This is a genomic window from Mucilaginibacter boryungensis, assembly GCF_015221995.1.
Classification (GTDB): domain Bacteria; phylum Bacteroidota; class Bacteroidia; order Sphingobacteriales; family Sphingobacteriaceae; genus Mucilaginibacter; species Mucilaginibacter boryungensis.
Genome location: NZ_JADFFM010000002.1, coordinates 1 through 15,519 on the forward strand (window position 1 = coordinate 1; position 15,519 = coordinate 15,519).

The 15,519-nt window shown below is 40.9% G+C and carries 12 protein-coding genes; 9 read left to right on the plus strand and 3 right to left on the minus strand.

Annotated features, from left to right (window positions below):
- The 3 genes from IRJ18_RS21025 to IRJ18_RS12845 all read left to right on the plus strand — a co-directional run.
- Positions 1–253 (plus strand): hypothetical protein (locus IRJ18_RS21025; protein WP_228072844.1); only part of this gene is annotated, 253 nt, incomplete at its 5' end.
- 474 nt (positions 254–727) lie between these two features.
- The gene (locus tag IRJ18_RS12840) at positions 728–1,660 is read left to right on the plus strand and encodes an outer membrane protein assembly factor BamD (RefSeq protein WP_194106727.1); all 933 of its coding nucleotides are present in this window, start codon (positions 728–730) and stop codon (positions 1,658–1,660) included.
- 18 nt (positions 1,661–1,678) lie between these two features.
- Complete coding sequence (locus tag IRJ18_RS12845) at positions 1,679–2,011, plus strand: DNA-directed RNA polymerase subunit omega (protein WP_194106728.1); 333 nt, start codon at positions 1,679–1,681, stop codon at positions 2,009–2,011.
- Between the two features lie 147 nt (positions 2,012–2,158).
- Here the strand turns inward: IRJ18_RS12845 and galB are convergent, their stop codons facing one another.
- Positions 2,159–4,597: a beta-galactosidase GalB gene (gene galB / locus IRJ18_RS12850; RefSeq protein WP_194106729.1), complete on the minus strand. Its 2,439-nt coding sequence runs from the start codon at positions 4,595–4,597 to the stop codon at positions 2,159–2,161.
- A 105-nt stretch (positions 4,598–4,702) separates the two neighbouring features.
- Complete coding sequence (locus tag IRJ18_RS12855; RefSeq protein WP_194106730.1) at positions 4,703–7,159, minus strand: hypothetical protein; 2,457 nt, start codon at positions 7,157–7,159, stop codon at positions 4,703–4,705.
- Positions 7,160–7,241: 82 nt separating this feature from the next.
- Here IRJ18_RS12855 and msrA point away from each other — a divergent pair, with 82 nt between their 5' ends.
- From msrA to IRJ18_RS12885, 6 genes are all read left to right on the plus strand, one after another.
- Complete coding sequence (gene msrA, locus IRJ18_RS12860) at positions 7,242–7,787, plus strand: peptide-methionine (S)-S-oxide reductase MsrA (RefSeq protein ID WP_194106731.1); 546 nt, start codon at positions 7,242–7,244, stop codon at positions 7,785–7,787.
- Between the two features lie 34 nt (positions 7,788–7,821).
- Positions 7,822–8,019 carry a UPF0175 family protein gene (locus tag IRJ18_RS12865; RefSeq protein WP_194106732.1) on the plus strand — a complete coding sequence of 66 codons (198 nt, stop codon included), beginning with the start codon at positions 7,822–7,824 and terminating at the stop codon, positions 8,017–8,019.
- A gap of 27 nt (positions 8,020–8,046) precedes the next feature.
- On the plus strand, positions 8,047–8,841 hold the full coding sequence (locus IRJ18_RS12870) for a 5'-nucleotidase, lipoprotein e(P4) family (protein ID WP_194106733.1): 795 nt from the start codon (positions 8,047–8,049) through the stop codon (positions 8,839–8,841).
- A gap of 108 nt (positions 8,842–8,949) precedes the next feature.
- On the plus strand, positions 8,950–11,391 hold the full coding sequence (locus IRJ18_RS12875; protein ID WP_194106734.1) for a bifunctional YncE family protein/alkaline phosphatase family protein: 2,442 nt from the start codon (positions 8,950–8,952) through the stop codon (positions 11,389–11,391).
- A gap of 39 nt (positions 11,392–11,430) precedes the next feature.
- On the plus strand, positions 11,431–12,297 hold the full coding sequence (locus IRJ18_RS12880) for an aldose 1-epimerase family protein (RefSeq protein ID WP_194106735.1): 867 nt from the start codon (positions 11,431–11,433) through the stop codon (positions 12,295–12,297).
- A gap of 8 nt (positions 12,298–12,305) precedes the next feature.
- The gene (locus IRJ18_RS12885) at positions 12,306–13,064 is read left to right on the plus strand and encodes a class I SAM-dependent methyltransferase (RefSeq protein ID WP_194106736.1); all 759 of its coding nucleotides are present in this window, start codon (positions 12,306–12,308) and stop codon (positions 13,062–13,064) included.
- Between the two features lie 21 nt (positions 13,065–13,085).
- Here IRJ18_RS12885 and IRJ18_RS12890 read toward each other — a convergent pair whose 3' ends face one another.
- Positions 13,086–15,512 carry an ABC transporter permease gene (locus tag IRJ18_RS12890; RefSeq protein ID WP_194106737.1) on the minus strand — a complete coding sequence of 809 codons (2,427 nt, stop codon included), beginning with the start codon at positions 15,510–15,512 and terminating at the stop codon, positions 13,086–13,088.
- Positions 15,513–15,519: the final 7 nt, after the last annotated feature.

Below are 15,519 nucleotides of genomic sequence, written 5' to 3' on the forward strand. Positions count from 1 at the left end.
GACTGCAAAGGTAGAAACCTTTTTTACATTCTCAAAATTTATTTTCACTTATTTTTTAAGTGATCCCTTTCGTCGTTTCCCAGCGTTTTTCAACACTTTTACTCCTTCGTTTGCGGGTTGCAAAGGTATAACCTTTTTTGCTTTCTGTGAAATTTATTTTAAACTTTTTTCAAGCTTTAAATGTTATTTCTTAGTTTCAGAGAACGTCCCGCTTTCCTTATTTGCGGGCTGCAAAGGTACGCATGAATTTTGATTATACAAATGTTAGCGCAACTATTTACTTATTGTATTTATAACACGCTGCAAATAAGAGAGAAAAAATTTGGCATAAGGTCCGAAGACGGTAAGTCGGAAAGTCCGAAAGATGTGTATCCCTATTACAATTAACAGCAACATCCGCTGAAACTAAACTCCGATTGCAGCGGAAAGCCCGGACGAAGGAGGACTTGCAGCGGAAAGCGGGGCTACCGGTACCGAAATAACACTGCCCCTGCTTTACAAAACATATCTATATTATATAGCTGTATTTACACCTTATATAATAGGCATTATTAATAATGCATTTTCTACGACTACAGTAAGTTTTATTTACATCCGGTTGGTTGTACTATTACTGTTAAAAGATGTTAAATGCCCCTTATACATACCAAAGGAGCGATTATACCTTTATATATTAGTAGCCAAATAAATAATTGACTGATTTGTATTAATCAACTATCTTTGCAAAATGTTTAAAAAACTGAGTCTCGTATTTTTTAGTGTGTCGGTTGCTATAATGATGGTGCTGGGGAGCTGTAAAAGTAAATTTGAAAAGCTTAAGGCTGGGAACGACAACTTGAAAAAATACCAGGAAGCTATTAAGCTATATAATAAAAAGGAATATAGTAAAGCGCTGGAGTTGTTCGACGACCTGGCACCACGCTACCGTGGCCGCGAAGCTGCCGAGGACCTGTTTTATTATTATGCTTATACAAACTATAAATTAAAAGACTTTACATCGGCCAGGTACCAGTTTAAAAACTTTGCCGAAAACTATCAGAGCAGCCCAAAAGCTGAAGAGTGCCGTTTTATGGCCGCTTATTGTTTTTATCTTGATTCGCCTAACTACACGCTTGACCAGGAAAACACTACCAAGGCTATTGAGGCCTTACAATTGTTCATCAACCTATATCCTAAAAGCGACCGTGTAGCCGAGGCCAGTAAACTGATACAGGATTTACGTGATAAACTGGAAGATAAAGCTTATGCGAATTCTAAATTGTATTTAACTATACAGGATTATCAATCGGCGGTGATTGCATTTGGCAATACCCTACGCGATTACCCTGATACGAAATATGCCGAGGAGCTGGAATTTTTAACTATTAAGGCGCAGTATTTGTATGCTAAAAACAGCAGCGAGGCGCGCCAGGAAGAACGCTTTAACCAGGCTATTTCATTTGCAGACCAATTTGCTGAAAAATATCCTGCCAGTAAATATTTAAAAGAAGCTGCGGCTTTGAAAAAAGATAGTCAGCAAGGTATAACGGATGTAAAAACCTATTATGCTGATATACAAAAAAACGCGAAATATTACCGTAAATTAGCGAAGATAGATAGTACTGGAAATAAAACTTCACTACCATCAGAGAAAAACAATTCGCAAAAGATACCAAACTAATAATTGATAGATAAAGATATGACAAACGTTATTAATAAACCATCTGTAGCTAACAGCACCGTAACCCGCGATTTGCGTGAGCTTGACGTAAAAACAGACAACATTTACGAATCGATTGTGATTGTGTCTAAAAGGGCTAACCAAATATCAAACAACATTAAAGAGGAGTTACACCAAAAGTTATCGGAGTTCGCTTCATCTAACGATAACCTGGAAGAGGTTTTTGAAAACCGCGAGCAAATTGAAATTTCTAAACACTACGAAAGGATGCCGAAACCAACATTGGTTGCTATCCAGGAGTTTTTAGAAGATAAGGTTTACTATCGTAACCCTGCTAAAGAACAACAATAATCTTCCCAAACGGGCTAAATATAAAGCCGCTTTGCATAATGCAGAGCGGCTTTTGTTTGTTAGAGCCTCGCCCAAACCCTCTCCAAAGGAGAGGGCATCTGTTACTATCATTGTATTACATTCGCAGTCGCAACTATAAACTTATTATTATTTGGCCTGCAATGTCAACACTGCCGGGGCCAAGCCATCGGCGGTAGCGGTAAAGGTAATATTGCCGGCTTTCTCGTTCGATTGCAGGATAGCCAGCGCCAGTCCATGGAATGCCTTGCGATAGTTGGCCTTAAACGGATCATGACTTACCGGGTCACCATTATCAACACTGGCAATAAAGGCGCTGCCATTTACTTTAAAATCAACCTTATTATCAGCATTGGGTACAAGGTTGCCGTCTTTATCCAGTATTTTAACTGTAATAAATGACAGGTCTTTACCGTCAGCATTAATGGTTTTCCTGTCAGCTACTAATTCAATTTTGGCTGGCTTGCCCGCGGTGTGTATCTCTGCAACTTTAACGGTTTTCCCATCTTTATAAGATATAGCCTTTAATGTACCCGGCTGGAATGGTACTGCCCATGAAATATGCAGGTCATCCCCTTTTTTAGCCTTTTTACCCAATGATTTACCATTCAGGAAAAGTTCAACTTCATCGGCATGGTTGTAATAAGCCCAAACCTGGATAGTTTTACCAGTTTGCCAGTTCCAGTGTGGTAGCAGGTGCAGTACTGTTTTATCAGTCCACTCGCTTTGGTACATGTAATAAACATCCTTAGGAAAACCTGCTAAGTCAATAATACCAAAATACGAACTGCGCGAAGGCCAGGTATATGGTGTAGGTTCGCCCAGGTAATCAAATCCAGTCCAGATGAACATGCCTGAAAGGAACGGATATTTCTTTATCGGTTTCCAGCTTTCCTCATGTGTTGATGCCCATGGTGCCGAAACGTTATCGTAAGCTGAAACAGTGTTGTCCGGGTTCATGTTCACATGGTCGTTATAGTTGTTTTTAACAGGCCAGCGGCGTATGCTGTCAATATTTGGCGGCATATCATAGTAGCCGCGCGTTTCCAAAGCCGAAGTTGTTTCGGTACCGATGAATTTTTTACCAGGATAACGTTGCTGAAATGTTGGGTAATCTTTATAATGATAATTATAACCGGCAAGGTCTATTGCGCCGGAACTGATAATTTTATTTGATGTATCGGGATTGTTATTGGCTGTAGTAATAGGCCGTGTTCTATCAAGGTTATGTATAATACCGGCCAGCTCTTTAGCTATATCCGCAGCTATCGGACGGCGTTGTTCTGGTATTTCATTACCAATGCTCCATACTATTACGCTGGGGTGATTACGGTCGCGCAATATCTGGTCTTCCAGGTCGCGTTTATGCCATTCTTTAAAAAAAAGGCTATAATCATATTTCTTTTTTGCGCGCTCCCAAACATCAAAGGCCTCATCCATTACAAAAAAGCCCATTTTATCGCAAAGATCAAGCAATTCGGGCGCGGGCGGGTTATGAGATGTGCGAATGGCGTTACAACCCATATCTTTTAGTATTTCTAACTGGCGCTGCAAAGCACGATAGTTAATGGCTGCTCCCAGACTGCCCAGATCGTGATGATCGCAAACGCCGCGCAGTTTTACGGATACGCCATTTATGCTGAACCCTTTATCTACATCAAAATCAAAATAACGGATACCGAAATTTGTCGTATAGATATCTGTTAAGGTTTTACCCAATGATACTTTAGTTATAGCTTTATAAAGATACGGGTGCACATCAGACCAAAGCATAGGTGCCAACACCTTGGCTTGCTGGGTTGCTGTTGCAGAACTATCCACAATATTTACATTATTGGTTACCGTTTTCAGCAGCTTACCGGCTGCATCATAAATAGCAGTGGTAACCGTTGCCTGCTGGGGTTTACCGCTGGCATTATGCAGCTTAACTTGCATATTTACGGTAGCTTCATTTTTGCTAACTTTTGGAGTTGAGATAAATGTCCCCCAATGATCAATAGCTACTTTGTTTGTAGTTACCAGCCACACATTGCGGTATATACCCGAACCCGAATACCAGCGTGAGTTTGGCTGGCTGCTATTATCCACTTTTACTGCAATAACGTTCGGTTGTCCATATTTTAAATATGGCGTTAATTCGTACCGGAAGGAGATATAGCCATTAGGCCTAAAGCCTAAATGGTGCCCGTTTACCCATACATCGCTTTTTTGGTAAACGCCGTCAAAGTCTATATACACCTCTTTGCCTTTGGATGCAGCCGGAATGGTGAATGTTTTGCGATACCAGCCTATACCACCTGGTAGCGCACCGCCTTCTGGTGTGGCGGGATTATCTTTACTAAACTCGCCTTCGATACTCCAATCGTGCGGCAGGTTAAGTTTGCGCCAATTGTTATCTGTTGTTGATACCTCTTGCCCGTCGCTTACATCGCCTAAATGGAAACGCCAGTCACGGTCAAAATCAGCAACAGAGCGCGTTTGCTGACTGTAGCCTTTTATTGCAGATAATAGCACTAAGGCTAAAAGCAACAGTCGGCTTTTTAATGTAAAAGTTTTGGTAGATAGCATTATCATAGATTTTAGATTAATAATTGTATAGTTGACACTAAGGTATAAATAAAGTGTAATTAATTTACGGCGTCTAAAAATTTCGCAAGTTTATAATCAGTGCCCTTAAGGCATTTTTTTCTTTACTACAAAGGTATCCTGGGCATACACCACGTCTTCGTTGGTGATACCTTGTACTACTATTCTGAATTTACCGGTTATATCGCTGGTATAAAATGAGATATCGGTTTCTTTACCAGAATTAATGACTACCATGTGTTTCCAGCAAATGGTTGAAAGATAATCCGGCTCGGTTGGGTTAATTAAAGCATAATCTGCACCATAGTATTCTTTAGCCGTATATATACCCTGGAAGGTTAACATTCCCGCTGTAGGGCTACCATCTGCACAACCATGGTATGGCGACAATCCTAGGCCGGATTGCATCACCATTTCGCCCTGCACCGGCGGATGGTTCTCTGGGTCGGTAGTATGGTTTCGGCAATTTAGGATATGGAATTTACAAACATAATCACCGCAAGCATTTGAATTGAAACCAAAACCATGTCTGAAATTGTTGTTTGATGATTTGATAACCACTTCCTTTAAACTGGTAGCATGCTCTAATCCTTTAAGCACCAATTCCTTTGTGTTTTGTACAATGGGTTCATCAAACATTACGGGGCTTGTATTCTTAGCCAAAGTTTTGTTCACATCAATATAAGGGTCGTTGACCTTGATCTCATACTCATCGCTTTTTCCGTTGACGATCAGCCTCGCTTTTTTATCGGGTACGGTATAAACAGTCTTGTTATCTAACGCGAATATGCCTTTGTTATCACTATCAACAGTGACAATCCCTGCCGAATCTTTCATCAGCACTAATTGTACAGGTTTTTTCAATGTGCTTTGCGAATGAGTTACCACACCGCCAAATAGCAGGTCGTTATATTTCTTTGCAGTATCCGCCGGCGCCGATTGTACCAGTTCGGGCCATTTGTATTTGCTCCAACCACGCACCAGCATCAGTTCATTCAGGTATTGATGATCAAGTTCTTCATTGCCCATCAAGTTATCCTTCACAGGTAAATTATCCAGCTCGCTTTGCAGATAAACATAGTGCTCAATGTTATTATCATTCTTCAATTCAAAACGGTTATCCTGCACACATGCTACCGATACGATGCCATTATCTGGTTTCCCTGCCGAATTATTGATTCGTAGTTTGATATGCATTTTTTGGCGCGTACCCGGTTCCTTATTATCTGTTGTGATACTCAATCGCGGGCGCTGATTATAATGGGCGAAAAACAAGCGTTCTGCGCAAGGCCTTTCAAGGCTATCCAGCACTGTAATGGTGTTGATACCTCTCGGAATATCAGTTAATGCTATTTTTATATACCGTCCTTTTTGCGAACCGTTTATTACGGTAAATGAGAATATTTCTTTATAATTATGTACCAGTAAATAAACCCTGCCATTAAACCTGCTTTTTAACTGAAATTTCAGTGTATCATTAGCCAGGGCTTGAGTCATGCGTATAACTAAACCATCATTCAGGGCAATTGGCAACCTGTATATCGAATCTGCCACATTATCCAGCAACAGGCGCACTGTATAGTTTACTTTGGCTAAGGGATTTATATAGAACGCCCCCATCCCGTAACTATCAGTAACAATAGTATCTATCGGACTTTTACCGGCATATAATACCCCCGTAGTTTTAATAGCTGTTCCGCCCGGCGTTTTAACTTCCCAGCCTACCCTGCCAGGCAAACCAACAACCAAGTGGCCGCCTTCCGGGTAAAATCTTACATCTGCCACATTATGCTTTATGGGGATGTTTAGATGAAGGGTTTTAGTTTCCGAACCTGATTTTACCTGCACTTCTAAATTATGCTGTGCCGTGGTTATATGATCCTTGGGTATAATTAAGGTATAGCTGCCTATTACATTTGTTTTTGCCTTACCGGCGATGCGCGTTTTGGAATTTTTCCCCAAGTAATAACTTATGGCAGCATCGGCAAGCGGGCCTTGTTTACTCCGGGTATTCAGTAGTATACGCACATTTTCGGGGCTTTTATATAAGGTATCCAGCACCAATTCAACACTAAATACTGGGTCCGCTGCTGTTTTAAGGGTAATAGCTTGCGCAAAATATGCTTCGGGCCTGCCAGCTATCATACGGTTAGTATAGGCTATAAAACTATAATTACCAGGCGGAACAGTATCGGGGATCATTATGTTGCCGTAAGCCAAACCCGACGCCATGGCAAACTTTCCCTGCACCGCTATTTTCTGATCGTTGTTGTTTACCAGCGCTACCGATAAAACCTGGTGCTTTTGTATATTCTTTGATTTTTCGCCCAATAAATAAGCGGTAAACCACATCATATCATTATTGATATATACAGTTTTATCCAGATGCACAAACATCAACGGATTTGATTTTTTAATACTGTAGTAACCAGCGTGTTTTACAATACTATCTAAAAATGACGTATTGCTTTGCGCAAATAACCTGCTGCAAAACACTAATAACAATACTGTTATTTTAATATAGGCAGATGCTTTAAACATCATGTAAAAGTAATTATCGGGCTTATTGTAAATCGCAACAACGGTTTAGTAAACCAATGTTACCAATTTGTGGTTAATTTAGCATATGAATATTCAAAAAGCAACTTTTGCAAACGGCTGTTTTTGGTGTACAGAAGCCATTTTTCAAATTCTTAAAGGGGTTAAGTCTGTAACATCAGGCTATACTGGCGGGCAAACCAGCAACCCTACCTATATGGAAATATGCAATGGCGATACCGGCCACGCCGAGGCTATTGAGATTGAGTATGATGCGGACGAGATCACTTATAATGAATTACTGCTGGCTTTCTTTAAATCTCATAATCCAACTACACTTAACAGGCAGGGAAATGATGTAGGTACACAATACCGCTCGGCTATATTTTATCACAACGCCGAGCAACGGCAGCAAGCTAAGGATATGATCATTAAACTTACTAATGAGCATGTTTTTGATAAACCTATTGTAACCCAGGTGGTTTCAGCAGATGTATTTTATAAAGCCGAGGATTATCACCAAAATTATTATAACGATAATAACCTGAAACCCTACTGCATGGTGGTAATACAACCCAAACTAAATAAGTTTATTAAAGAATTTGTGGAAAAAATTAAACCAGAATTGTTGTAATTGTCAATTATTATTATATTTGACTGTGCAAACTTTGAATATTAACCTTCCTGAGGGATTAAAAATATCTGAAAAAGATGTTTTAACGGCTGTGGCTACCAGGCTATATGATACCGGAAAAGTTACTATCGAACAAGCCGCCAGCATGGCTGGCTACAACCTTTCGGCTTTTATTGAAGAGTTAACAGCGCAAAGCCTGCAGGAAAATGCGGTAGCTGTTTATCATTATTAGGTATTTACTTTACCTCGCATCCGATTTATGAAAATCAAGTTCGCTATTTGCACGGCATTAATTTGCGTTGCTATAAATTCTTCAGGTCAGTCTCAAAAGTTATCCACAGCCAACGGTGGAAAAACCTGGTCATCACTTTGGCAACAGCGTTCTGCCGAATATAAAGCGCTGTGTTTCCAGGCATATAATATAGCCTGCCTGCGTGTTGCCGAAGCTGTAAAACATAAACATACCAAACCGCTGGCTGTCATTACCGATATCGACGAGACATTGTTAGACAACAGCCCCGAAGATGCACGCGCTGCGATCAACAATCAGGAATTTGATACCAAAGACTGGAAAAAGTGGACCAGCCAGGGCATTGCTGATACCGTACCAGGCGCCCCTGCTTTTTTTAAATATGCAGCATCAAAAGGCGTAACTGTTTTTTACATTACCAACCGCGATGAGGACGAACGGGCTGGCACCCTGAAAAATTTACAACTTTATCACCTCCCCAATGCTGACAATGCGCACTTACTACTAAAAACCAACACATCGAGCAAAGAAACGCGCAGGCAGCAGGTACTAAAAAAATACACCATCGTTTTATTATGCGGCGATAACCTGGCCGACTTTAATGCATTATATGATAACCACCCCAGCGAACAAATGCGTGAAGAAAATACAAAAAAACTGATAAAGGATTTTGGCAGCAAATATATTGTATTACCCAATCCATCATATGGAGATTGGGAAGGATCGTTATATAAATTCGACTATAAACTTACACAGGCGCAAAAAGATTCGGTCATCCGCTCTACTATAAAAACTGCTCACTAAGTTTTACACCGTGCTTTGTAACATATTAATGATTTAACAGAAACTTAATCAACAGCACGTCATTTGTTCGTTTCATTTTATTAGCTTTGATTACTCATTGCTACTATTATGTCTAAAAAACTTTCCATTACTTACGTTTTAATTGTTTGTTTCTTCCAAATATCTCTGGCGCAGCTACCTGGTAAAATAACCGGGACGAACCAGGTATTATTGCCCAATGGCTGGAAACTAAGTCCCGCCGGCCACGCCTCACTACCACTTGGCGATTTGCCCTTAAACCTTCAGCTTTCATCATCAGGGAAATATCTGGCAGTTACCAATAACGGGCAAAGCACACAGTCGATACAATTAATAGACGCCAAAGCACAGAAGATACTGGATACGCGGGTAATAGATCAATCATGGTATGGTTTGGTGTTTAGCAATGATGAGAAAACGTTATACGCAGCAGGCGGTAACAAGAATTGCATAGTAGTTTATCCTATCAAAAACAATAAACTGGGCAAAGCCGATACCATCAGCCTTGGCAAACCCTGGCCGGATGAAAAAATATGCGCGGCAGGCTTGGTTATTACTAAAGATGGCAGCAAGCTATACGCGGTGACAAAAGAAGATAATTACATCTACACTATAGATCCAGGCAAAAAAAGTATCCTGAATAAAACAAAGCTACCAGCCGAGGCTTATGATTGCCTTTTATCGCCGGATGAAAAAACTTTGTATGTTTCTGTTTGGGGAAATCAGGAGGTAATTATCTATAATACACAAACCCAAAAAATTACCGGGCATATTAAAACCGGGGACCACCCTAACGAACTTTTGCTGAGTAAAAATGGTAAAATCCTGTTCGTAGCTAACGCCAATGACAATTCTGTTTCGGTAGTTAATACATCTACAGACGCGGTAATTGAAACATTTTCAACCGCTTTATACCCTACAACGTTAACCGGTTCAACTACTAACGGGCTGGCTTTATCGCCGGATGAAAAGATGCTATACATTGCCAATGCCGATAACAATTGCCTGGCGGTGTTTAATGTAACCAAACCCGGCAGCAGCCAAAGCATGGGCTTTATACCTGTAGGCTGGTACCCTACCAACGTAAAAACATTGGGCAACCAAATTTTTGTATCCAATGGTAAGGGGTTCACCTCTATGGCCAATCCAAGAGGCCCGCAACCTTTAAGAAAATCAGACGACGGCTATCAAACAGGATCAACCAATAAGCGTGACCAATACATAGCAGGCTTGTTTAAAGGCACCATGTCCATTATCGATGCGCCATCGGGCGATGAATTAAAGGCTTACACTAAACAGGTTTATGCTAATGCTTTGTTCACTAACGATAAGGTAAATCTTGCGCAGGGGCTGGAAGGAAATCCTATTCCGCGTAAACTGGGAGATAAATCGCCTATAAAACATGTGTTTTACATTATCAAAGAGAACCGCACTTACGACCAGGTTTTGGGTGATGTAAAACAAGGCATGGGCGATAGTGCGTTATGTATTTTTGGCCGCAAAGTAACCCCAAATCAGCATGCTTTGGTGAATGAATTTGTGTTGGCTGATAATTTTTATGTAGATGCTGAAGTTAGTGCTGATGGGCACAACTGGAGCATGGGCGCTTATGCTACCGATTTTTTAGAAAAAACCTGGCCAACCAGTTACGGTAAACGCGGCGGCGCTTATGGTGCTGAGGGTGCCATGCATATTGCTAACCCGCGCGATGGTTTTATTTGGGATTTTTGCCAGCGTGCAGGCGTTACTTATCGTACTTATGGTGAATTTGCAGACCATGACAGGGCCAGGCTAAAATCGCTTAAAGGCCACGCTTGCCCGCATTCGCCTACATTTAATCTGGATATTACAGACCAGGTGCGTTATAATGCCTGGGCACATGACTTTGATTCGTTGTTAAGTATTAACCAGGTGCCGCAGTTTAACACTGTGCGTATTTGTAACGACCATACCAGCGGACAAAAGAAAGGCAAAATATCACCTATATCAGCTGTAGCTGATAATGACCTGGCTGTAGGAAAATTTGTTGAACACTTATCACATAGTCCTATCTGGAAAGAGTCGGTAGTGTTTATACTTGAAGACGATGCCCAAAACGGCCCCGATCATATAGATGCGCACCGCTCGCCGGTTTATGTAGTTGGCCCATATGTAAAACGAAATGCTGTAGTACACAGCATGTACTCTACTTCAGGTGTTTTGCGCACTATGGAATTAATATTAGGCTTACCGCCGATGAGCCAATATGACGCGGCAGCCATGCCATTATATGATTGCTTCACCAATAAGCCCGACTTTACCCCATTTACTTTAAAAGCCCCGGGTGTGAGCTTAAATATCCGGAATATGGCAGTAAATAAAAGTAGTAAACGATCTGAAGCGTTTGACCTGGCCGATGAGGATGAAGTACCCGATCTGGATCTGAATCAGGTAGTATGGAAATCGGTTAAAGGTGAGGATTCGGAGATGCCCGCGCCTAAACGCAGCGCCTTTGTTATATTGGAAAAGAAAAAGAAACATGATAGCGATTAAAGTGTTGTAAAGTGATATATTGGCACAAACCTTTACAATATGATCGTTATTGAGAATGAATTTTTAAAAGCCGCTATTGATACCAAAGGCGCCCAACTATCATCATTAATTAATAAAGCAACCGGAGTAGAACTAATGTGGCAGGCCGGTGAAGCCTGGCCATGGCACTCGCCTACTCTTTTCCCGGTAATTGGCACACTTATTAACAATCAAATTATTGTTGATGGCAAACCGTATGAAATTACACAACGCCACGGTTTTGCCCGGTATTCGGAATTTTTACCAATTGAAACTAACAGTACACATGCCAAATTTTCGTTGCCTTACTGCGAAAAAACGCTGGCAATGTATCCATTTAAGTTCGACTTTCATGTGATATATGATTTGATTGATAATGCGTTACGCGTTACCTTCAAAGTAATCAACCTTGACGATAAAACAATTTACTTTTCGGTAGGCGGCCACCCGGCTTTTAATGTCCCTTTTCATGAAGGCGAAAACTATGATGATTACTACCTGGAATTTGAAACTGAAGAACCATTAACCGAACATTTATTAACCCCCGAAGGGACTTTTTCGGGCGAAACAAAACCTACTAAACTTGATGGCAAGAACCTGGCTTTAAATCATAAGTTGTTTGCTAATGATGCACTGGTTTTTAAACATATGAAATCGCGCCAGGTAACTATACGCAGCCATAAACACGATGAAAGCATAACGGTACAGTTCCCGCATTTTAATTACCTGGGCATATGGGCTAAACCCGAGGCTGACTTTGTATGTATTGAACCCTGGCTGGGCCATGCTGATAATGCAGGCGCACCTGTAGAGTTTAAAAACAAAGATGGTATACAAAAACTGGAACACGGCCATGTGTTTGATGCCAGTTACTATATCAGTATTTAAATCATTCGATGTCTGATTCCACACAACGTTTCTCTAACCGGGTTGATAATTATATTAAATATCGTCCTGGGTACCCAGTTGGGGTGTTGGAATTATTACACAATGATGGAGGACTTAAAACCGGTTCTAAAATCGCCGATATTGGATCAGGTACAGGCATTTTGACAAGGCTTTTGCTGGATGAGGGATATACCGTTTATGCTGTGGAGCCTAATGGCGACATGCGCCAGGCAGCAGATGCCCAATTAGGGGACCATAAACGTTATCACAGCATTAATGGAACTGCCGAAGCGACAACCCTACAAGCCGGCAGTATTGACATGGTGACATGCGCCCAGGCCTTCCATTGGTTTAATGCAGAGCGCTGCAGAGTAGAATTTGCACGGATATTAAAACCTGGCGGTAAAGTAGCGCTAATATGGAATAATAGGCAAATTGAAGCTGATGAATTTTCCATTGACTATGAATTTCTGCTGCGTCAGGAATCGTCAGATTATAAGCGGGTAAATCACCAAAATCTTACCGAAGCCGATTTTACAGCATTTTTTAAGGATGGCCAATATCAGTTTAGTAAATTCCCTAATGTGCAGGTATTTGATGAAGCCGGATTAATTGGCCGAGCCTTTTCCTCATCATACGTCCCTGCCCAGGCAACGCCCGAAGGCGAAACCTTCCTGCATAAACTAAAAGATATCTTCAACCGTCACCAGGAAAATGAAACAGTTAGTGTGCAATATCAAACAGAAGTTTATTTAGGCGAAGTATAATAACCCCGCCCTTATTTATCTTTATTCGGTACGTAAGCTTTTTACGGGGTTAGCATATGCAGCCTTTAAGGCTTGTGAACTTACAGTAATTAGTGATATAATGACCGCTATTAACCCCGCCAAAGCAAACATCCACCAGCTAATATCTACACGGTAAACAAAACCCTGAAGCCATTGGCCCATGCCCCACCACGCTATAGGTGTAGCAATAACAAAAGCAATTATAACTAGTTTCAGAAAATCTTTTGACAACAGGCCGGCAATAGCAGGAATGCTTGCGCCCAATACTTTACGTATGCCTATTTCCTTACTCCGTTGTTCTGCGCTAAAGGCAGCCAAACCAAATAATCCAAGGCATGAAATAAGTATCGCCATTAATGTAAACGAATTGATGATATTAGAAAGGGTAATTTCTGTTTCATATTGTTTTTGCACGGCGTCATCTAAAAAGGTATATTCAAAAGGAGCGCCGCTAATATCTTTGTGCCACAGTTGTTCCATTTGGCTTAATAACGATTTATAATTAGTGGTATTTACTGCCACAATAAGCGATGTAAGATTGCCTTGGTTTGGATTATACATCAGCATAAAGGGTTTTACTTCGCCATGCAATGAATTGTAGTTAAAATCCTTCATTACTCCAACAACTTCCACAAATGTTTCCTGGCTATCATATTTGGAATATAGCCTGGTGCCTAATGCTTTGCCTGGTTTTATACCCAAACGCTTTGCCAGTGTTTCATTAATTAATACCCGGTTAGAATCATTTAACCTGAAATCGCGGCCTTCGATCACTTTTATCCCATTGGCTTTTACAAAATATTCATCGGTAGATATATTTTGTGCGTCCGTGGCTTCGGCCATGTTACCCCCTGCAAGGTATATACCATGATCGTGCCCTATAAACTGGCTCAGATAATTATCAGCTTTACTAACTGCTTTTACATCACTTAGCTGCTTCAAATCGCCCATAAAAGCGCCCATTTGTTTCTGGGTATCGCCTGTATAAAAACTAAAGATAAGCCGCTGGCTTTTTTCAAACCCAAGGTCTTTATTTTTAATATAATTCAACTGGCTGTAAATAACAATGATCCCCGCTATCAGTACAATGGAAAGTACAAATTGAAATACCACCAGCGAACGCCGGATACCTGCTACCGAAACATGACTGGTAAAATTACCTTTAATAACTTTAATAGTGCGGAAAGCCGATAAATAGAACGCCGGGTAGCTGCCTGCAACCAAGCCTGTCACTACAACTAACCCCGTCAGAGTGAGATATAGCCGGTAATCACTAAAAAAGGATAGCTGGATATCAGTACGTGTAATTTGATTAAGGTACGGTAATATTAACAACAGTAAAGGCAAAGCTATCACTACGCCTAAAAAAGCAAGGAAAAACGATTCGCCCAAAAACTGCTTGATCAGATCGCCCTGGCCGGCACCGATAACTTTACGCACACCAACTTCTTTAGCACGTTTTGACGCGCGCGCGGTGGAAAGGTTCATGAAATTGATGCAGGCAATTACCTGTATCATCACTGCTATTAACAATAAGATATAAAGAAACGATGGGCTTAAGGTTTTAGAAAGCTCTACCTCATAACCTGTTGTGGTATGTATTGAAGTAACCGGCTGCAGGTGTAATTGCTTGGTCATGCCCAGGCTTTTCATTTGGGCGGCGCCGTATTTATCCAAAAATGCCGGGAATTGTTTCTCTAAAGCTGCAGCGCTGGTACCTGGCCGTAATTTTACGTATGATGCAGTGAAATTATTACCCGCCCATACGTTGTTTTGCAACACATAGGCGCCAATACCACCACCGCGCATAGTAATAAACAAATTGGCTTGAATATGCGATTTGCCCAGGCTTTCATCTACTACACCATTAACTTTAAAATCGTGTTTACCACCATCGTCGTCTATGCTGATGGTTTTGCCAATAGGGTCTTCGTTACCAAAAAGTTTATCGGCTACAGGTTTTAACAGTACAATAGAATAAGCCTCGTTAAGCACCTTAGTACTATTACCCTTTACAAAATGATAGGTAAAAACATCAAAAAAAGTAGAATCAACATAAACAACATCTTTCTGGTAAAAAGACTTTTCTTTATAAGTCAACAAATGCTCTTTAGAGCCCAGGGTACCCGTGGGTATTACGCGGGTATATTGCAGTACCTGCGGAAAATCTTTTTTCATAGCTGGCGCGATAGGCGGCGACGCTGTAGCGTTATTATGTCTGTCGCCCCGCAGTTGCAGGGTAGTGGTAATACGATAAATATCCTGCGCATCTTTCAGATGCTTATCATAACTAAACTGGGTTTGTACATATAACAATATGTACAGGCAGCACAATGTACCTGTAGCCAAACCAATAATATTAATAAAGCTGAAGGTTTTATTTTTCAGCAAAAAACGAAAAGTGGTTTTGAAATAACTTTTAAACATGCCTGCA